The following is an 18,571-nucleotide window of genomic DNA, read 5'->3' as shown; positions in this document are numbered from 1 at the left end:
CAGTCAGCGGGAAATGACCATGAACGTACCCATTCTGCAAATGCGGGGAATCACCAAGACGTTCCCCGGCGTGAAGGCCCTCCAGGACGTGACCCTGGACGTGAACCGCGGCGAGGTGCATGCCATCTGCGGGGAAAACGGCGCAGGTAAGTCCACCTTGATGAAGGTGTTGTCCGGGGTTTACCCGCATAACACCTTCGAGGGGGACATACTGTTCGAGAACGAGCCCTGTGACTTTGCGAGCATCAGCGACAGTGAGAAACGCGGCATTGTCATCATCCATCAGGAACTCGCCCTCAGCCCCTACCTGTCGATCGCCGAGAATATTTTCCTGGGGAATGAACTGTCGACCCGGGGTTGGGTGGACTGGCGCAAGACGAACCTGGAGGCAGCCAAGCTGTTGGCCCGCGTCGGCTTGAATGAAAACCCCGTTACCCCCATCCAGCACATCAGTGTAGGAAAGCAGCAACTCGTCGAGATCGCCAAAGCACTCTCCAAGGAAGTCAAGCTGCTCATCCTCGACGAGCCCACGGCTGCGTTGAACGACGAGGACTCCAATCATCTGCTGGATTTGATCCTGCACCTGAAGGGCCAAGGTGTCACCAGCATCATCATTAGCCACAAACTCAACGAAATCCGGAAGGTGGCCGACGCCGTCACCATCATCCGGGATGGCAAGACGATCGAGACGCTGCGCCTGAACGAAGGGGACATAACCCAGGAAAGGATCATCCGCGGAATGGTCGGCCGGGACCTTGAAAGCCTCTACCCGGAGCGGACTCCGGTCATTGGTGAGGAGGTCCTGCGCATAGAGGACTGGTCCGTGCAACACCCCCAGGACCATACGCGCACGGTAGTCCAGAACGCGAGCCTGCACGTGCGGAAAGGTGAGGTGGTTGGTTTGGCCGGGCTCATGGGAGCCGGCCGCACGGAACTGGCCATGAGCGTCTTCGGGCGTACCTACGGCCGGGCCGTCTCGGGGAGGGTGCTCAAGTACGGCAAGGAGATCAATACCTCCACCGTTTCCGAAGCCATCCGCCAGGGGCTTGCTTATGCCACGGAGGACCGCAAGCACTACGGGCTGAACCTCATTGAGGACATCAAGCGCAACATCTCCATGGCGAGCCTGGGCAAACTCGCCAACAGGGGCTGGGTGGACAAGAACGAAGAAACGGCTGTGGCCAACCGCTACCGAACGAGCATGAACATCAAGGCTCCGACGGTTGCCGCAGTTACCGGGAAGCTCTCGGGAGGAAACCAGCAGAAGGTCGTCCTCAGCAAATGGATGTTTTCGGACCCCGATGTCCTGATCCTTGATGAACCGACCCGGGGTATTGACGTTGGCGCGAAATTCGAGATCTACACGATCATCACGAAGCTTGCTGCCGAGGGGAAAGCCGTCATCGTCATCTCCTCCGAACTCCCCGAGCTCCTGGGCATATGCGACAGGATCTACACCATGTCGGCGGGCCGCGTGACCGGTGAGATCCCCATTGCCGAGGCGTCCCAGGAGACGCTAATGCATTACATGACCCAAGAAAAGGAATAGCGACCATGTCCGCCTTACGAGAATCACTCGGCTTCCTGACGAGCCGCCTCCGCCAGGTCGGCATCTTTGTCGCCCTGATCCTGATCGTCCTGCTCTTCCAAGTACTCACCGACGGCATCCTGCTCCAGCCGCAAAACGTGACAAACCTTGTCGTCCAGAACAGCTACATCCTGATTCTGGCCATTGGCATGGTGATGGTGATCATCGCCGGCCATATCGACCTTTCTGTCGGGTCCATCGCCGGCTTCATTGGTGCGGTGTCGGGGGTGATGATAGTTCACTGGGGCTGGGCCTGGTGGATAGCCATTCCCGCCTGCCTGCTGGTGGGGGCGTTAGTGGGTGCGTGGCAGGGGTATTGGATTGCCTATGTGGGCATCCCTGCCTTCATAGTCACCCTCGCCGGAATGCTGATCTTCCGCGGCCTGACCTTGATCACGCTGAAAAACCAGCAGATCACACCTTTTCCTGAGGAGCTGCGCGCGTTGGGCGGGGGCTTCCTGCCGGACATCACGGGAGGCAACTCGGTAGTCGAAATACTCACCGTTATCCTGGGGGTGGGCGGCACGGCGGCCATCGTGTTCCAAGCCCTCAAGGAGCGCCGCGTCCGCCGGAAATTCGATCTTGAAAACGAGCCCATGGCGTGGTTCGCCATTAAAACCGCCTTCATCGCGCTGCTGATGCTCATCATCACGTTCCTGCTGGCGAGCTACCGCGGCACTCCGATCGTCCTGATCGTGCTGGCAGCTTTGGTCATCATCTACTCGGCGATCATGAATAACAGCATCTTCGGCCGGCACATCTACGCAATTGGTGGCAACCTCCACGCGGCAGAACTTTCAGGTATCAAGACCAAAGCCGTCACCTTCAGGCTCTTCGTCAACATGGGTGTCCTGGCAGCCCTTGCAGGCCTGGTCTTCACCGCCCGCCTAAACTCTGCCCAGCCTGCAGGCGGTACGGGCTTCGAGCTGGACTCCATTGCAGCGGCCTTTATTGGCGGTGCTGCTGTGCAGGGCGGCGTGGGCACGGTCGCCGGAGCCATGATCGGCGGACTGATCATGGGTGTGCTGAACAACGGGATGTCGATCCTCGGCCTTGGAACCGACTACCAGCAGCTCATCAAGGGACTGGTCCTCCTGGTGGCCGTTGCCTTTGACATCTTCAATAAGAATCGCGTCGGGGGAGGACCTGCCATCTCCAGCCGGTTCAAGCTCCGGAGAACACCGCCAGCTACCGAGCAGAAGACGGCAGTCACCGAGCCGGTCGAGCCTGTGGGGACTGCCCGCGGCCAGTGAAGCCGGGAGCATTGGCTCTTCCCCGGGGACGATGAGGGCCGAGGTGCCTTGTCCAACCGGACCATAGCTGGTGCGGCGATACGTTCACAATGTGTCGCCGCACCAGCTTTTGGTGTTCTGTGGGTCCTGCACAGCCCCAAACTTCTGCAACGATGTATGTCAGATACGTGCGGAACCACATAAAGGAGCCATGATGGCGGTCACCATGAACGACGTTGCGCGGGCGGCGGGGGTGTCTCTCAAGACTGTTTCCAACGTGCTGAATGACTACGAGTTCATTCGTCCTGCCACCAAGCAGCGCGTCCAGGACGCCATCGCGGAACTGGGCTATGAGGCGAACCTGACAGCGCGCAGCCTGCGGTCAGGGAAAACCAAAATGCTGGGCCTTGTCCTGTCCGATCTCTCGGCACCCTATTATGCGGAGCTTGCTTCCCGGTTGATGAAGGCTGCGTCCCGGCGGGGCTACCGGGTGCTGGTGGAACAGTCGGACGCTGTGGGGGACGTGGAACTGAACGCCCTCCAGGGCCCGTTCCGGCAGATCACCGACGGGCTGCTGTTCACGCCGCTGAAGATCGACGCCGATGCCATCGCCGCCGGCCTGGGCAAGAAGCCGATGGTGTTGCTGGGCGAACACATCCTGGATCCCCGCTTCGACCTGATGACCATGAAAAATGAGGAAGCCGCCGCTGCCCTGACCGCCCACCTGCTGTCGGGCGGCCGCCGTCGGGTTGCCGTGCTCGGTGCCCACCCCGGTGAATCCGCTGGCAGTGCAGGGCTGCGGCTCAACGGCTACCGAAAGGCGCTTGACCAGGCAGGGGTTCCGTTCGATCCCGCGTTGGTTGCCCAGTGCGAGTGGCGCCGGGACGGCGGGGCCGGCGCCGTGGCCGGACTCCTGGACAAGGGTGTGGCGTTTGACGCCGTGTTCGGCCTGAACGATGTCCTGGCCCTGGGCGCCATGCACGAGCTCCTGATCCGCGGCGTCCGGGTTCCCCAGGAGGTGGCCGTGGCAGGCTTCGACGATATCGACGAGGCCCGGTTTGCCTCACCCTCCCTGACCACGGTCTCGCCGGGAATGGAGGAGATCGCAGAGCGCTCGATCGGCCTGCTGGTTGACCGGATCGAGGGGCGCGAAACAGCTGGTGAAGGCGTGCACGTGGAAGCCGAATTCCACCTGCAGGTCCGCCAATCCGCACCTTAGGTTTCGTCCGTCGATCACGGGGTACTTTCCCGGCAGAGTCCAACGAGGGAAAGGCGCCGCATGATTGCACTTCTTGTCATCGATATGCAGAACGCGTTCTTTGAGGCGCCGGAACTGGGCGCGCAGCAGGAGCGGCTGGTCGCTTCATGCAACACGTTGTTGGAGGCTTTCGAGGCGAGCGGCCACAAGGCACTGCTGGTGGGCACGGAGCACGAGCGGGATAAGTCCACCTGGACGCTGAATATGCTCGACGACGACCAGGGCTTTATTTTCCGCGGCAGCAAGCAGGCGGAAGCTGTTCCTGGGCTTGCAATAGACGGACTGCCGCAGCTGAACAAAACGCGGGACAGCGCCTTTGTGGGTACCAATTTGCTGTCGCGGCTGCGCAACTGGGGCGCCGACGAGGTGGTGCTGGCCGGGGTGTCCACGCACAACTGCATCGCCCAGACGGGGGCAGACGCCTTCGCCCACAACATCCGCGTCACCTATGCGAAGGACGCGATCGCCTCCGAGGACAACCAGGACGCCGCTGACATGCTGCGGATCCTTTCCACGAGCTACCGCCAGCCCGTCCAGTCCAGCGAAGAGATCCTCGCCCGATTGAACCGCTGAGTCTCCCCATCTTTAGGGACGGACGCCGGCGTGTCCCGGCAGCCCGCCGTCGTCCCCGTTGGGCAGGGGTGCAAACCTGTCGGGATTCAGCGGCCTTCGAAGGCGACGCGCTTGTGAGAGCCAGGCATTACAAACCTGAAACGTGGCGGAAACGTCCGCAACCTACTGTGGGTCCCACGCTGCCGCACCAGCGGCCCGTTGAAGGGAACCCTATGCATCTGATGCCCCGTGAGCAGGAAAAGCTTCTGATCGTGGTGGCGGCCGACCTCGCCAGGCGGCGGCAGGCGCGCGGGCTCAAGCTGAACTACCCGGAGGCGGTGGCCGTCATCAGCTATGAGCTGATCGAGGGGGCACGGGACGGGCGCAGCGTCGCCGAACTCATGAGTTTCGGGACCACCGTTCTCACCCGCGACGACGTGATGGAAGGCGTTCCCGAGATGATCCATGACGTCCAGATCGAGGCGACGTTTCCGGACGGCACCAAGCTCGTCGCCGTCCACGACCCGATCCGCTAGGGGCACGACATGATTCCCGGAGAGTACATCCTGCGGCCCGAGCAGGTGACGGCCAACGCGGGGCGCGAGGCCATCGACGTCGAGGTGACGAATACCGGCGACCGGCCGGTCCAGGTGGGCTCGCACTTCCACTTCGCCGAAGCAAACCCTGCCCTGGCCTTTGACCGGCAGGCAGCCTACGGCCGCCGGCTGGACATCCCGGCCGGAACAGCGGCCCGGTTTGAACCCGGCGATTCGCGCAGCGTGCGGCTGATCGAACTCGCCGGGACCCGCGTAGTGCACGGGCTCAGCAATGCGGTCAACGGAAAGCTCGACGGCGGCACGCACCTTGGAAACCCGGCCCGGCCGGGTGCCGCAGCGGAAGGGGACCAGCAGTGAGCTTCGAGATGCCACGCCGGCAGTACGCCGACCTGTACGGTCCGACGGCGGGCGACGCCATCCGCCTGGCGGACACTGAGCTGTTCCTCGAGATTGAGAAGGACCTCACCGTGTACGGCGAGGAGGTGGTGTTCGGCGGCGGCAAGGTGATCCGGGACGGCATGGGCCAGAACGGCCAGGCGGTCCGCGATGAAGGCGTTCCGGACACTGTCATCACCAACGCCGTGATCCTGGACTACACCGGAATCTACAAAGCGGACGTGGCGCTCAAAGACGGCCACATCTTCAAGATCGGCAAGGCCGGCAACCCCCAGATCACGGACGGCGTGGATATCGTGATCGGTGCCAGTACGGAGATCATCGCCGGGGAACGCAAGATCCTCACCGCCGGGGGAGTGGACACCCACATCCACTTCATCTCCCCGGACCAGGTTGCCACCGCACTCACCAGCGGCGTGACCACCATGATCGGCGGGGGTACGGGCCCGGCCGAAGGAACCAAGGCCACCACCGTTACCCCCGGGAAGTGGCACATCCAGCGGATGCTGCAGGCGGCCGAAGGCTTCCCCATGAACATCGGCTTGCTCGGCAAGGGCCACGCATCCGCCGTCGAACCCCTCGCCGAACAGATCCGCGCCGGCGCCATCGGGCTGAAAGTCCACGAGGACTGGGGCTCCACGCATTCGTCCATCGATACCTCCCTGAAGGTGGCGGACGAGTACGACGTCCAGGTGGCCATCCACACGGACACCCTCAACGAGTGCGGCTTCGTGGAGGACACCATCCGGGCCATCGGCGGCCGCGTCATCCACACCTTCCACACCGAAGGTGCCGGCGGCGGCCACGCACCGGACATCATCAAGATCGCCGGCATGCCCAACGTCCTGCCCGCGTCCACCAACCCCACGCTGCCCTACACGCGCAACACCATCGAAGAGCATTTGGACATGCTGATGGTCTGCCACCACCTCAATCCGGACATTCCCGAGGACGTTGCCTTCGCCGATTCGCGCATCAGGGCCGAGACCATCGCGGCCGAGGACGTCCTGCAGGACCTGGGCATCTTCTCCATCACTTCCTCCGATTCCCAGGCCATGGGACGCGTGGGTGAGGTGGTCACCCGCACCTGGCAGGTGGCGGACAAGATGAAGAAGCAGCGCGGTGTGCTGGAAGACCCCGACGGTACGGCTGACAACGCTGCCGGCGCTCGCGGCTCCACGGGCAGCGACAACTTCCGGCTCAAGCGCTACGTGGCCAAGTACACCATCAATCCGGCAATCGCCCAGGGCATCGCAGACGCGGTGGGCTCCGTTGAGGAGGGCAAGTTTGCGGACCTGGTCCTCTGGGACCCGGCATTCTTCGGCGTTAAACCGGAGCTGGTGATCAAGGGCGGGCAGATCGCGTATGCCCTGATGGGCGACGCCAATGCGTCCATCCCCACTCCGCAGCCGCGGACCATGCGGCCCATGTTCGGGGCTTACGGGAAGGCGGTGCAGCAATGCTCCATTACGTTCCTTTCACAGGCGGCCATCGACGCCGGGGTGCCGGAGGAGCTGGGGCTGGAGAAGGTCATCCGTCCCGTGTCCGGAATCCGCACCCTCACCAAGGCGGACCTGAAGTACAACGACGCGACGCCGGACATCCAGGTGGACCCGGAGACCTACCAGGTAAGGGTCGACGGCGAGGATGTCACCTGTGAACCCGCCGACGTCCTGCCCATGGCCCAGCGCTACTTCCTCTTCTAGCCCTTCGGAGAACGACGTGATTATCGACAAAGTCCTCGGCAATCTGCACGAGCTGCCCGAAACGGACCTCGCAGCCTACGCCGGCCTGCACCGGGAGAAGGTGGTGCTGCCCAGCGCCCAGCTGGTTAAGCGCATCCAGCGCGCCACCACGGAGCACGGCAAGGAAATCGGCATCCGCCTTCCCACCGGCACCGGCGACCTCCGCGACGGCGACATCCTGCTTATTGAAGACTCAAACATGATCGTGGTGTCCGTGCTGCCCACCGACGTCCTGGTCATCGCCCCCCGGTCCATCCACGAGATGGGCGTCGCTGCCCACTCGCTCGGCAACCGGCACCTGCAGGCACAGTTCTTTGACTCGGCTTCGGAATACGGGGCCGAGGTCATGGTGTGCGCCTACGACCACACCGTCGAGGACTACCTCAAACACACCGGAGTGCCCTACTCCCGGCAGGAACGCGTCATGCCCGTACCTTTCCGCCATGCCGAGCACTCGCACTAGGTCTCCCCGCGTTTCCCCGGCTCGGGACGCCGCGAGGGATATGGGGCCGTGCCCGTCCCCAGGCGCTCCCAACCCTCGCAAGCTCGGGTCGGGGCCCTCGCGCCAGTGGGCCCCCCGCGGTGCCCGCCACGCCGCGGCCCCATATCCCTCGCGTCGCTTGCGTTCCTCACCCTGGGTGCGGCTTCCGTGAGCGGCTATCAGCTGGCGCTCGCTCAGCTCACTGACTCTGCGCTTCCTACCGGGGCTTTTGCTCACTCTTTTGGGTTTGAGACTTATCTCGAGCGGGGGCTCGTTTTGGATGAGGCTGGTTTTGGGGTGTGGTTGTCGGCTTTTGTTTCGCAGCAGCTGACGTATTCGGATGGGCTTGCCATCCGGTTTCTCTATGAGGGGTGGGAGGTGCCGGAACTTGATGCCCTTTTGTCGGCGTCTCTGTTGCCGCGGCAGGTCCGGGAGGCCAGCACCAAAATGGGGCTCCGGTTGCTGGAGATCGGCGGGGACGTGTTTCCCTCTCCTGCGCTGGAACTGTACAGGGACCTGGTGACCACCGGCAGGGCCGCCGGACACCAGCCACTGGCGTTCGCCGTCGTCGCACGTTCACTGGGAGTGCCGCAGCAGGAGGCGCTCGCCGCCTACCTTTTCGCCACCGCCACGTCACTGACGCAAAACGCCGTCCGCGCCATCCCGCTTGGCCAGAACGCCGGGCAGCGGGTGCTGCGGAAGGCGCACGACGACGTCGCTGCCGCCGTCGAGCGGGTGGCACACCTGGCGCCGGACGACTTCGGGGCCGTCACCCCAGGACTGGAAATTTCACAAATGCGGCACGAACGCCAGCGTGCCCGGATGTTCATGAGCTGACTGTGCTTGTGGACGCGAAGGAGGACACCATGACTGAACCCATCAAGATCGGCATCGGCGGGCCCGTGGGCGCCGGCAAAACCCAGCTCGTGGAACGGCTCACCCGGCACATGAGCGGCGAAATCTCCATGGCCGCCATCACCAACGACATCTACACCATTGAGGACGCCAAAATCCTCGCCGCCAACGGCATCCTGCCCACAGACCGGATCATCGGCGTCGAAACCGGCGGCTGTCCGCACACCGCCATCCGCGAAGACACCTCGATGAACACCGCGGCCATCGAGGAACTCAAGGCCCGGCACCCCGACCTGCAGGTGATCTTCGTCGAATCCGGCGGCGACAACCTCTCCGCCACCTTCAGCCCCGAACTCGTCGACTTCTCCATCTACATCATCGACGTGGCCCAAGGCGAGAAAATCCCCCGCAAAGCCGGCCAGGGCATGATCAAGTCCGACCTCTTCATCATCAACAAAACCGACCTCGCCCCCCACGTCGGCGCGGATCTGTCCGTCATGGAACGGGATTCCCGCGAGTTCCGTGGCAACAAACCGTTCTGCTTCACCAACCTCAAAACCGACGAAGGGCTCGGCAAGGTCATCGACTGGATCCGGCGCGACGTCCTGATGCTCGATTTGGCCCAGTGAACACGACGGCGGCGCCGGTGGGTCCGGCGGCTTCACCGGGTATAAAGGGCCGTGCCCGTCCCCTGGCGCTCCCAATCCTCGCAAGCTCGGATCGGGGCCCTCGCGCCCGTGGGCCCCTCACGAGTGCCGCCACGCCGCGGCCCCTTTCATCCGCGACCGCTGATCGCCCAGTTCGAGGGCGATTGGAGCTGGGCATCACAGTGCGCGGCGATAGGTCCATCGCTTCCAGCCAGTTCCACGAGGGCGCTCTTCGTGTTCTGCGGCCCCATTATCTGGATGATTCCGGGCAGGTTTGCTATGTCGTGGTGAATCCTGGCGGGGCTTATCTTGGGGCTGATCTTTTCCTCGCTGATGTGGAGGTCGGGGACGGTGCTGATCTGTTGTTGACGACGCAATCCGCAACCAAGGTTTATCGGACTCCCGGGTCTTTTGCTGAGCAGCGGATGGCTGTCCGGCTGGGGGAGGGGGCAAGGTTGGAGCTGATGCCGGACCAGCTCATCGCCTACCGCGAGGCCAGCTACCGGCAACGGACCTGCGTGACTCTCCGTCCGTCGTCGTCGCTGGTGATCGCGGAAGTGGTGACGCCGGGCTGGTCGCCGGACGGGGCCGGCTTCCGGTACGAGGAAATCCGGCTGCGGAACGAGATCCGGATCGAAACGGACGACGGCGCTGGCCTGCTGGTGCTGGACAACCTGCTGATCCGGCCGCCCGCGGGAGACGTGGCAGGCCTGGGATTCATGGAGGGCTACAGCCACCTGGGATCGCTGCTGGTGGTGGACGCCCGCGTGGACCAGACGCTCGCCGACGAACTGAACGAGCTCACAGGCAAACACGACGCCCTGGCTGGGATCTCACTCACCCGCCCTGTCTCGGGGACCACGGGCGTGGTGCTGCGTGCCCTGTCCAACAGCACCGGGGAACTGAACCGCCTGCTTGCTGGCTGCACCAACCTCCTGCGGGAACGCTGGCACGGGCAGGGACCGCTCAACCTGAGGAAACACTGATGACGGCGCTGGCAACCATCGCCGCGCTGTACCGGGAGCGGGAAACGCTGCCGCTGCGGACCCGGATACTGTTCACCTTCGGTGCCGTGGCCGCCCTGCACGCGGCCGCCGTCGTACTCCTGCTCTCCGGAAACGCCGGCGCGGCAGGGACGCAGGCACTCACCTGGGGCCTGGTCCTGACCGCCTACCTGGCCGGCGTCAAGCACAGCTACGACTGGGACCACCTCGCGGCCATCGACAACTCGACACGGAAGTTCGTGGCCCAGCGGCAGGAGCCTGTCAGCGTCGGGTTTGCCTTCAGCCTGGGGCACAGCTCGGTGGTGGCCCTGGCGGGCGTGCTGGTCATCGCGGGGGCGGCAGTGGTGGGTGAATTCATGGCGGACGGGTCCACCGGAAACCTGGTCCTCGGGCTGGTGGGCAGCGGAGTGTCCGGCCTGTTCCTGCTGGTGATGGGCCTGTTCAACGGCTCCTCGTCTGCCCGGTCCGCGGAGGCCTACCGCCGGGCACGCACGGGTGCCGCCGTCGATCTCCGCGACCTGGAACCGCGGGGACTGGTGGCGCGGCTCCTTGCCAAGCCGCTGTCCCGGGTGCGGCGGCCGCGGAACATCTACGTGATAGGTTTCCTGTTCGGGCTCGGCTTCGACACCGCCACCACTATCGGGCTGCTGATGATGACGACGGCGGCATCGCTGGCCGGGGTGCCGGCGTTCACCCTGCTTGCCCTGCCGCTGGCGTTCGCTGCGGCCATGACGCTCTGCGATTCCCTCAACGGTATGGCCATGATGCGCATGTACCGCTCGGCTCTGGACGACCCCCAGCGGAAGCTGGGCTTCAATGCCCTGGTCACGGGCATCTCTGCTTTCTCGGCGCTGTTCATCGCCGTGATCACGCTCGGCGGCTTCCTTGAATCGGCCTTCTCCCTGGAACACCCGGTTACCGGCTGGCTGGGGTCAATCGACCTGGGTGAAGCCGGGCTCCTGCTGGTGGCGCTGCTGCTGGCGGTGTGGGGCGTCGCCGCGCTCAAGGGACGAACGGCCGCCAAAAGTAGGACGAAATGCTGACAGGAGTGTTGGTTTGGAGCGCACCGAGGGCGCGATACCCGCGAAAACGGTGATTATTACGCGAGGAGTTGCTTCTATTGCAACAGCCCTGAGGCGGTCTAACCACGCGGAAATTGGAGGCTTAGATCACATCCTGGCTGCCAGGGAGGCCGATCTGCCGTTGCCTTTCTGGCAGAATACTTACCAACCTCCCCTAGGGGAGTCCGGTGTGACCGCCGGTACTCCTGCCGATCCGTCATCCGGTACATAGACAGGACGAAGATGTTCGAACAGTCCAAAGAACAGCGCTCCGTGCGCCCAAAAACTGCCCGCAGGCTGAGGGCGGAAGACTGCATCGTCGTTGATAAGGGCGAGCTGCGGAAGGCACAGGTAGGTGCCGGCGTCGGTAACTTCATCGAGTGGTATGACATCGGCGTCTACGGCTATCTCGCAGTAACCATGACCTCCGTCTTCACGGAGGGTATGGACGAGCGCATGGGGCTGCTTGTCACGCTGCTGGGTTTCGCGGTCTCGTTCATCGTCCGTCCCCTCGGCGGAATGATCCTCGGCCCGCTCGGCGACAGGATCGGCCGCCGCAAGGTGCTCTTTGCCACGATGGCCATCATGGCCGTCGCCACCACCGGAATCGGGCTGCTGCCCACTGCAGGCGAGGTGGGCCTGTGGGTCATCATTCCCCTCTACCTGCTGAAGATGCTCCAAGGGTTCTCCACCGGCGGCGAGTACTCCGGTGCCGCCACGTACATCGCCGAGTTCTCCCCGGACAAGGACCGGGGCATCATGACCTCGCTGTTGAACTCGGGATCGATGCTGGGCTTCGCGGCGGGCGCAAGCATGGTGGCGGTCACCACGGCCGTCACCACGTCCGTCTGGGGCAGTTCCGCCATGCTGGACGGCGGCTGGAGGATCCCGTTCCTGATCGCCCTGCCCCTGGGCATCGTGGCGATCGCCCTCCGTAGCCGCCTGCCCGAATCGCCGAGCTTCGAAGTGGCCCACGTGAAAGCCGGTACCCAGGACGTCGACCCCATTTTCGTCCGGCACAACCTGCCAAACATCATCAAGCACTACTGGCCTCAAATCCTTATCGGCTGTGCCCTGATTGCCGCCGACGGCAGCTCCGGCTACATGCTCACGAGCTACATGCCCACCTACCTGGAAACCCAGGTCGGATCGGATGCCGTGCACACCGCCATCGCCGCGGTGGTCGTGCTGGTCCTCCTGGCCGCCATGATTCCGCTTGTGGCGCGTTTGTCCGACCGCATCGGCCGGCGCCCCATCTATGCCATGGCGACCATCGGCAACCTCGTTCTGCTGGTCCCGGCCTTCGCGCTGATGCAACTGGGGACGCTGTGGTCGATCTACCTGGCCATGTTCCTGGTGGCGCTGCCGTGCGCCTTTTTCCTGGCGCTGACCGCCGCGGTCATGTCCGAGCTGTTTCCCACCGCCTCGAGGTTCGGCTCAGTGGGCGTCACCCACAACCTCTCCATCTCCATCTTCGGCGGCACCACGCCCCTGGTCAGCCAGATCCTGGTTGAGACTACGGGCAACCTGTACGCCCCGGCGTTCTATGTGATGTTCTTTTCCGCGGTGGCGCTGGTTGCCCTGCTGAAGATGCGCGAGACGGCAGCACGCCCCCTCCTGGGCTCGGTGCCCGTGGTTACCAGCCATAAAGAGGCGGAAAAGCTGGCGGCGGACCAGGACAGCGATGAGCGGATCGACACCTCCACCATGATGCTGACCCCCGTTCCGGCACTGTCAGAGCCGGCCGCCGTTCGCTAGCGCATCAGGCGGCGATCCTGCCCTTGCTCCTGCGGTGCGGCCGGTGCTTTGCCCGAGTTGCGGCCGGCGTGCGGGCATCAATCAGAACCTGCTCGCCGTCCGCCACGGTGGCGTCCGCTTCAAGGTGGACACCGTGCTCGATAAGCACGCTGGATCCGATGCGTGAGTGGCTGCCAATGTGCACGCGGTTTCCGATGACCGTGCCGCGTCCGATGCGCACGCCATCGCCGATCACCGTGCGGTCACCGATGGTCGCGTCACGGTCAATCCAGCTGCCGTGCCCGATCCGGCACCCGTGTCCGATCCGTGCGCCGTTTTCGACATAGGTCATGGAGCCGATGCGGGTGCTGTCGCCAACCGTGGCGCCTGGAGCCACCAGGCCGCCACCGTTGGCGCGCCGGACGTAGCGGGTGACTTTGCCGGCGTCGTCCTCAACTGATTCAAACTTCGCGTTCATGAAATCCCTCAGTACCGTGCGGTAACTTACCGTACAGTCAGTTAACGGTCCGGAACCCAAACAGATTCCCGCGGGACCCGTAAGCGCGCCGGCGCCGGCGCTAATTGCCTGCCGCGTCCGCCTCTGCTTCCGTCAGCAGCAGCGCCGTGCCCTGGAATGCCGGCACTTCCAGGAAGAAGCTGCCCAGATCGTCCACCTGGCCGATGGCCTCGCCGCTGAACAGGTCCTGCACCGTGGAGCCGGGCACCAGGTGGCTTGACTGGATGCTGCCGGCCACGTCCTGGTCAGAGAAGTTGAGCACTGTGACCTCAAGCGCGCCGCTTCCCAGCCTGATGACCTGGACCAGCAGGCCGCGGTGGGACACATCGGGGACGTCGACAAGTGTGCCCGTGGCGATGCCGTGCTCCTCCCGGACAGCCAGGACACGCTGGAGCCGCCGGGCGAACGAGTTGGAGTCCTGCAGCTGCTCCGGCAGCGCGCCGTACAGGCTGCGTGCCCGCGGCATGCCCGACGACGAAGACTTCGCGTCCGGGCTGGTGCCCATGATGTCGTGGGCGCCCCGGTTGATCCAGCGGGTATCTCCCTGCGCGGTCAGCTCGGCAACGCTCTCGCGGTCAAGGGCGGTGATCCCGGCAATGTCCCAGCCGGACAGCGCAAAGACGCCGGGCTGCAGGGCGTTGTACATCGCCAGCAGGATGTGGGCGTCCCGGACCTTTGCCTCCTGCTCCGGCGTGATCGCCTCCGGATCCCGGATCCCCAGCGCGGCCATAATGAAGCTCACCGTGGTGCAGGCGATGCCGTTGGTGGTGAACACCGCGTTGTACGGGCCGTTCTCCCCGGTCAGGCGCTCGCGCATGGTCTGCTGGACTTTCTCGGCCAGCTCGGCGCCCGTGAGCTCCTCGCCGGCAAGCTCGAACATCTCGTCCCGGTGGCCCGAGGCGAAATGCATCAGCTCATAGGTGAGTTCGTCATGGTTCTGCAGCGCGTGGACCAGCGACGCCTGGTCCACGCCGATCTCCATGGACAGCCGGAGCGTCAGCCGCAGCAGCTCGGTATCTGCCGTCACCAGCGCGTAGTGGTAGGCGGGCCTGGTGATGAAGTCGTAGGACAGGTCAGGGCCGGCTTCGGATGTCGCCTTGATGTCGTCGATGGTCAGGTTCAGCTCCTGGAAGGAGAACCCGCCCACCTTGCGGATCATGGAGCCAATGAGCTGGTTGGCGGCCTCGGACAGCGGGTGTCCCTCGGACCAGCCGGGCTGTTCCTCCGCGCTCTTTTCAACGCCCAGGAACCCGTTGGCATCCAACCGCAGCGCGCCGGTGCCCAAGTCAAGGAGCGAGTGCAGGGCATCACCGACTACCAGGCGCATTCCGGCGAAGGTGGGGTCCAGCCAGTTGATGGACGGCTGGCCGGCCTTGAAGTAGTGCAGGTAGACCCAGCGGCGGGTCTTGCCCGTGGTGTCCACTACCGGCCGGGTGGCGCTCCAGTTGGTTTCCTTGACCCCGGGCTCGTAGAAGATCACCCGCTGCAGCCGGCCGATGATGTACCCGGCCTTCTGCAGTGCCTGCTCGGATTCCGGGCTGAGGTTGACCGAGTCCTGCCCGTCAGGGACGTCCGGCAGCAGGTGCCAGTCCTCCTCGGGGATGTCCACCATGTGGTAGATCCCGGGGTAGTCCCGGAAGTTCATTTCGGCGAGGCGGAAGTCCGCGCCCTTGCCGGTGTGGCCCGGCACGATGTCGTCAATGATCGTGCCGCCGTGGTCCGAGGCCACCTCGCACATCCGGCGGAATTCCTCCTCCGTCCCAAAGACGGGGTCGATGGCCATGCTGATGCGGTCGAAGTGGCCGTCCACGCTGGGCGTCTGGGTCCAGCCGCTGATGCCGCCGGCCAGCTTGACCGGCCCGGTGTGGATGGCCCGGATGCCGATCTCGCTGAAGGCGTCCCACATGCTCTTGTCGCCGAGGGCGCTGAGGAAGGATTCGCTGGGCCGTGTAATAAAGGACAGCGGATAGGCGGTGAACCACACCGGCGCACGCTCGACGGCGGCGCGCGGGTTCGGGTGCGCATAGGAGTTCTGCCACATGCTGGCCTGCCCGGAGAGCTGCCGGGCCAGGGTGTTCGCGTCGCCGAGCATGGCCTGGTTCCGCAGCCACTCCACGTAGGCGGCGTTGCGGCCGTCGAACTCGAAGGACGGCCGGGTGGCCAGGTACTGCCTCCGGCGGGCAATCGGCCTAAGCGCCTTGGGCCGGGCAGGGTAGAACTGTTCGTCGTAGGTGATTTCCGGCTCTACTGCCGGTTCGGCCTCGGCCGGAACTGCCTGTTCATCCTCGCCGGCAATGGTGTCCGATTCAAGAAAACCGTCGCTGGCACTGACTTCCCGCATAGATTCCTCCTACAGGTTGTTCCCGTGGTCCCTGGGCATCATTCCAGGTCACCCTGCTCCTGCCAACGTACCCCAGTGGACGTGGAGTATTCGCGCGTATGGAGCCGCCGGCGCCAAAAAAGACGCCGGTACACCAGGCCTGCGCGAGCTAGGAGACGAGGTTTGCGGCCGCCGTGTCCATGTGCTCAAGGATGGTGGTTGAGCTCGCCCGCCGGCTCGCCAAAGAGTGGATCGGCTACACCTTCGACCCGCCATCGGTATCCGCCGGCAAGGTCAGGGTCGCCGAGGGTTACGAGGTTTGGATCAGTCCCCGGGAACTGGGCGGGAAGCTGTGCTACAGGATGGCCAACATCCGCTTGCCCGTGCCCCTGCCACGTCCGTAGCCAGCACGCATTGGGGGTGTGCTTGCCGCGGGCGCCTTCCTAGACTGGGGTGATGATCACAGTCACCGGAAGCGTGGAAACCAACCTGTCTGCCGAGAAGGCTTTTGCCTTCATGAAGGAGTTCGAAAACACCAGCAAGTGGGACCCCAATACTCCTGTGATGGACAAGCTGACGCCGGGACCGGTGGCTGTGGGCCACCGCTACCACGCGGAGTCCGAGTTCCGCGGGAAGCGGCAGAACCTGGAATACGAGGTCATCGAGCTGACGGACAACCACATCAAGCTCCGCGGCGAGAACAAGAGCGTCACAGCCTTCGACTCCGTTGACGTGAGCCCGTCCGGTTCCGGCTCGATTGTCAAGTACACGGCCGAGTTCAGCATCAAGGGCCCGGCCAAGATCATCCAGCCGCTGCTCAAGCCTGCCTTCATGCAGCTCCGCGATCCGGCACTGAACGGGATCCGGGACACCCTCAACGCCCAGGCTGCCGGCTGACCTGGTTTGCGGCGAAGAACTGCCGGATCTCCTGGCGCGGATCCCGTGCGTGGCACGCGCCAAGTCGCCCGCCATGGCCGGGCTGCGCCACGTGAAGAGATAGGCGAGATTCCGCCCCGTTGACCTCTGCCGCGCCGAGTCCTCCCGGGCGATGCGGGCCGAGTCCTCCGGGGTGCGGAACCGTTCGGCGGTGCCGCTCTGCAGGATGGCACGGCGGAAGAGGCCTTCCGACGCCGGCATGCCCAGCAGGGTGCCGATGGCCGCCGCCCCCGCCGACTCCCCGAAGAGGGTGACGCTCACACCAGCACCGGACGGCCCGGCCCCGCGGTGCCGGGAGTCCAGATGTTGAGGTTGAGGCAGCCGTCTTCGCTCCAGCTGCGCGGCCGGGTGCCCGGGGGACGGAACCGCTCTGGTGTCTTCGCGTAGGGAATGCCAAGGAAGCGGTGGATTGCCGTGCCGTTTACCGCCAGGGTGGTGCCGCCTGCTGTGCTGCTGCGGCCGGTGGCGAGTTCATGATTGACACGTTACGGCGTGCGCCCGGGTAGGGTGGAACGTACCGTCTGGCAGTGGGCGGCCATGATGCTGTGGCCTAACTGTGTCCGGAAGGGAGCCTTGCAATGAACAGCGACGTTTATGACTGCACCGTTTTCGCCGATGTTGCAGTGCGCCTGCAGGACCAGATGCTGGGAAACCAGCCTGTACCCCAAATGCTCGATAGCCTGGCAGGGTATGCGGCACAGAGGCTTGGCGCGCCGGGCGTCGAACTTGCGTGCAACATCACCCTGGCCCGCCCCAAGAAGCCGGTGGCGAGGGCAGCCAGCAGTTCCCTGGCCCGGCTAATGAACCAGCTGGAAGGCGCTTACGCCGACAGCCCCGGTGCCACGGCGGCGCGGCTTTCCCAAACGGTGCTGGTTCCGGACCTGCGGCAGGAGGACCGCTGGCCGGAATATGTCCTCGCCGGCCGCAGGCAGGGCGTCCTCTCTGTCGTCAGCATCCCGCTGCTCCTGGACGGTGACGACCATGGACTCCTCACCCTCTACTCCTCGCAGCCCGAGGAGCCGGGCTCTGGCAGCGCGGCATCTGCTGAGGCCTTTGTTGCGCAGGCCTCGAAGGGGCTGAGGCTTGCCTTGCGGATGGCAAGGCTCCAGGACACCAAGGACGGCCTGAGCGCGGCGATGCAGACACGGACGGTCATCGACCTCGCCACCGGAGCCATCATGGCGCAAAACCGCTGCGGCCAGGCGGCCGCGTTCAAGGTGCTGCGGGAGGCGTCAAACACCCGGAACATCAAGCTGAGGGAGATTGCCTCCGGCGTGATCTCGTCCGTGGCCGGAGGTACGGACACCTTCACCTATTTCGATGAATAGGGATCCTGCGGCTTGGCATCCAACTGTTCCAGCGGCGAGTCGCTGAACGGCGCCCGCACCTCAAGGCCCGCACCGGCGCATTGCTCGTTCACAGCCTGGGACAGTGCGTCCCGTTCCTTCTCCGGGAGCGCCGCTGCGCCTGCAGCGTAGTCCCGGATCGTCTGTTCCGAGGCCTCGCCGCCCAGGGCCACGTAATCCAGCCACAGTTCGCCCAGGTCCAGGCTGTGCCTCTTGATCACAGCGCCGGTCATGGCCTGCTGGTCCAGCTCATCCATCGTCCCTCCTGCACTTGCGATGGTTTTCCTGACAGGACTTCGTAGCGTGACGGGTTGGGGATGGCTGCAGGTTTGTGAATTT

The 18,571-nt window shown here is 64.5% G+C and carries 18 protein-coding genes and 2 pseudogenes; 16 read left to right on the top strand and 4 right to left on the bottom strand.

Annotation, left to right across the window (positions count from 1 at the left end; all coding sequences use genetic code 11):
- The first annotated feature begins 19 nt into the window (after nucleotides 1-19).
- From mmsA to AC5RTT_RS05535, 13 genes are all read left to right on the top strand, one after another.
- Nucleotides 20-1,549 carry a multiple monosaccharide ABC transporter ATP-binding protein gene (gene mmsA / locus AC5RTT_RS05595; RefSeq protein WP_494144362.1) on the top strand — a complete coding sequence of 510 codons (1,530 nt, stop codon included), beginning with the start codon at nucleotides 20-22 and terminating at the stop codon, nucleotides 1,547-1,549.
- A 5-nt stretch (nucleotides 1,550-1,554) separates the two neighbouring features.
- On the top strand, nucleotides 1,555-2,841 hold the full coding sequence (gene mmsB / locus AC5RTT_RS05590; protein WP_494144361.1) for a multiple monosaccharide ABC transporter permease: 1,287 nt from the start codon (nucleotides 1,555-1,557) through the stop codon (nucleotides 2,839-2,841).
- A gap of 193 nt (nucleotides 2,842-3,034) precedes the next feature.
- Nucleotides 3,035-4,039, top strand: a complete 1,005-nt coding sequence (locus AC5RTT_RS05585; RefSeq protein WP_494144360.1) for a LacI family DNA-binding transcriptional regulator — start codon at nucleotides 3,035-3,037, stop codon at nucleotides 4,037-4,039.
- Between the two features lie 60 nt (nucleotides 4,040-4,099).
- Nucleotides 4,100-4,651 carry a cysteine hydrolase family protein gene (locus tag AC5RTT_RS05580; RefSeq protein WP_494011805.1) on the top strand — a complete coding sequence of 184 codons (552 nt, stop codon included), beginning with the start codon at nucleotides 4,100-4,102 and terminating at the stop codon, nucleotides 4,649-4,651.
- A gap of 212 nt (nucleotides 4,652-4,863) precedes the next feature.
- On the top strand, nucleotides 4,864-5,166 hold the full coding sequence (locus AC5RTT_RS05575; RefSeq protein WP_494144359.1) for an urease subunit gamma: 303 nt from the start codon (nucleotides 4,864-4,866) through the stop codon (nucleotides 5,164-5,166).
- A gap of 9 nt (nucleotides 5,167-5,175) precedes the next feature.
- Entirely contained in the window at nucleotides 5,176-5,544 is a 369-nt protein-coding gene (locus tag AC5RTT_RS05570) for an urease subunit beta (RefSeq protein ID WP_494144358.1), read from the top strand.
- Nucleotides 5,541-7,289 (top strand): urease subunit alpha, encoded by a 1,749-nt coding sequence (gene ureC / locus AC5RTT_RS05565; RefSeq protein ID WP_494144357.1) that lies wholly within the window; start codon nucleotides 5,541-5,543, stop codon nucleotides 7,287-7,289. The genes AC5RTT_RS05570 and ureC overlap by 4 nt, the downstream gene beginning before the upstream one ends.
- A 16-nt stretch (nucleotides 7,290-7,305) precedes the next feature.
- Entirely contained in the window at nucleotides 7,306-7,791 is a 486-nt protein-coding gene (gene ureE, locus AC5RTT_RS05560; protein WP_494144356.1) for an urease accessory protein UreE, read from the top strand.
- Nucleotides 7,792-7,977: 186 nt separating this feature from the next.
- A complete protein-coding gene (locus tag AC5RTT_RS05555; protein WP_494144355.1) occupies nucleotides 7,978-8,646 on the top strand; it encodes an urease accessory protein UreF in 669 nt (222 codons plus the stop codon).
- A 29-nt stretch (nucleotides 8,647-8,675) separates the two neighbouring features.
- Nucleotides 8,676-9,293 (top strand): urease accessory protein UreG, encoded by a 618-nt coding sequence (ureG, locus tag AC5RTT_RS05550; RefSeq protein WP_494144354.1) that lies wholly within the window; start codon nucleotides 8,676-8,678, stop codon nucleotides 9,291-9,293.
- 182 nt (nucleotides 9,294-9,475) lie between these two features.
- Nucleotides 9,476-10,297 (top strand): urease accessory protein UreD, encoded by an 822-nt coding sequence (locus AC5RTT_RS05545; RefSeq protein WP_494144353.1) that lies wholly within the window; start codon nucleotides 9,476-9,478, stop codon nucleotides 10,295-10,297.
- Nucleotides 10,297-11,358, top strand: coding sequence for a HoxN/HupN/NixA family nickel/cobalt transporter (locus AC5RTT_RS05540; RefSeq protein WP_494144352.1), 1,062 nt, complete (start codon nucleotides 10,297-10,299; stop codon nucleotides 11,356-11,358). The genes AC5RTT_RS05545 and AC5RTT_RS05540 overlap by 1 nt, the downstream gene beginning before the upstream one ends.
- Before the next feature lie 261 nt (nucleotides 11,359-11,619).
- Entirely contained in the window at nucleotides 11,620-13,134 is a 1,515-nt protein-coding gene (locus tag AC5RTT_RS05535; RefSeq protein ID WP_494144351.1) for an MFS transporter, read from the top strand.
- 4 nt (nucleotides 13,135-13,138) lie between these two features.
- On the opposite strand, the gene AC5RTT_RS05530 is transcribed toward AC5RTT_RS05535, so the two are convergent.
- Complete coding sequence (locus AC5RTT_RS05530) at nucleotides 13,139-13,591, bottom strand: DapH/DapD/GlmU-related protein (RefSeq protein WP_494144350.1); 453 nt, start codon at nucleotides 13,589-13,591, stop codon at nucleotides 13,139-13,141.
- A 100-nt stretch (nucleotides 13,592-13,691) separates the two neighbouring features.
- Nucleotides 13,692-15,971, bottom strand: a complete 2,280-nt coding sequence (treS, locus tag AC5RTT_RS05525) for a maltose alpha-D-glucosyltransferase (RefSeq protein WP_494144349.1) — start codon at nucleotides 15,969-15,971, stop codon at nucleotides 13,692-13,694.
- Between the two features lie 173 nt (nucleotides 15,972-16,144).
- Here treS and AC5RTT_RS05520 point away from each other — a divergent pair.
- Nucleotides 16,145-16,267 (top strand): annotated as a pseudogene (locus AC5RTT_RS05520) (D-erythrulose-4-phosphate isomerase 1); the annotation flags it as partial.
- A gap of 139 nt (nucleotides 16,268-16,406) precedes the next feature.
- Nucleotides 16,407-16,847 carry an SRPBCC family protein gene (locus tag AC5RTT_RS05515; RefSeq protein WP_494144348.1) on the top strand — a complete coding sequence of 147 codons (441 nt, stop codon included), beginning with the start codon at nucleotides 16,407-16,409 and terminating at the stop codon, nucleotides 16,845-16,847.
- A gap of 237 nt (nucleotides 16,848-17,084) precedes the next feature.
- Here the strand turns inward: AC5RTT_RS05515 and AC5RTT_RS05510 are convergent.
- Nucleotides 17,085-17,147 (bottom strand): annotated as a pseudogene (locus AC5RTT_RS05510) (hypothetical protein); the annotation flags it as partial.
- Between the two features lie 317 nt (nucleotides 17,148-17,464).
- Here AC5RTT_RS05510 and AC5RTT_RS05505 point away from each other — a divergent pair.
- Entirely contained in the window at nucleotides 17,465-18,214 is a 750-nt protein-coding gene (locus AC5RTT_RS05505) for a GAF and ANTAR domain-containing protein (RefSeq protein WP_494144347.1), read from the top strand.
- Here the strand turns inward: AC5RTT_RS05505 and AC5RTT_RS05500 are convergent.
- Complete coding sequence (locus AC5RTT_RS05500; RefSeq protein WP_494144346.1) at nucleotides 18,199-18,489, bottom strand: hypothetical protein; 291 nt, start codon at nucleotides 18,487-18,489, stop codon at nucleotides 18,199-18,201. The genes AC5RTT_RS05505 and AC5RTT_RS05500 overlap by 16 nt on opposite strands.
- Nucleotides 18,490-18,571: the final 82 nt, after the last annotated feature.

The sequence above is a fragment of the Arthrobacter sp. Y3221157 genome (assembly GCF_059089865.1).
Note: the sequence above shows the minus strand (reverse complement) of the source record. Positions and strands in the feature narration are given on the sequence as shown.

Bases quoted from the DNA above. Each gene is read 5' to 3' on its own strand.
- mmsA (WP_494144362.1), top strand. From the start codon at position 20: ATGAACGTACCCATTCTGCAAATGCGGGGAATCACCAAGACGTTCCCC.
- mmsB (WP_494144361.1), top strand. From the start codon at position 1,555: ATGTCCGCCTTACGAGAATCACTCGGCTTCCTGACGAGCCGCCTCCGC.
- AC5RTT_RS05585 (WP_494144360.1), top strand. From the start codon at position 3,035: ATGGCGGTCACCATGAACGACGTTGCGCGGGCGGCGGGGGTGTCTCTC.
- AC5RTT_RS05580 (WP_494011805.1), top strand. From the start codon at position 4,100: ATGATTGCACTTCTTGTCATCGATATGCAGAACGCGTTCTTTGAGGCG.
- AC5RTT_RS05575 (WP_494144359.1), top strand. From the start codon at position 4,864: ATGCATCTGATGCCCCGTGAGCAGGAAAAGCTTCTGATCGTGGTGGCG.
- AC5RTT_RS05570 (WP_494144358.1), top strand. From the start codon at position 5,176: ATGATTCCCGGAGAGTACATCCTGCGGCCCGAGCAGGTGACGGCCAAC.
- ureG (WP_494144354.1), top strand. From the start codon at position 8,676: ATGACTGAACCCATCAAGATCGGCATCGGCGGGCCCGTGGGCGCCGGC.
- AC5RTT_RS05540 (WP_494144352.1), top strand. From the start codon at position 10,297: ATGACGGCGCTGGCAACCATCGCCGCGCTGTACCGGGAGCGGGAAACG.
- AC5RTT_RS05535 (WP_494144351.1), top strand. From the start codon at position 11,620: ATGTTCGAACAGTCCAAAGAACAGCGCTCCGTGCGCCCAAAAACTGCC.
- AC5RTT_RS05530 (WP_494144350.1), bottom strand. From the start codon at position 13,591: ATGAACGCGAAGTTTGAATCAGTTGAGGACGACGCCGGCAAAGTCACC.
- treS (WP_494144349.1), bottom strand. From the start codon at position 15,971: ATGCGGGAAGTCAGTGCCAGCGACGGTTTTCTTGAATCGGACACCATT.
- AC5RTT_RS05515 (WP_494144348.1), top strand. From the start codon at position 16,407: ATGATCACAGTCACCGGAAGCGTGGAAACCAACCTGTCTGCCGAGAAG.
- AC5RTT_RS05505 (WP_494144347.1), top strand. From the start codon at position 17,465: ATGAACAGCGACGTTTATGACTGCACCGTTTTCGCCGATGTTGCAGTG.
- AC5RTT_RS05500 (WP_494144346.1), bottom strand. From the start codon at position 18,489: ATGGATGAGCTGGACCAGCAGGCCATGACCGGCGCTGTGATCAAGAGG.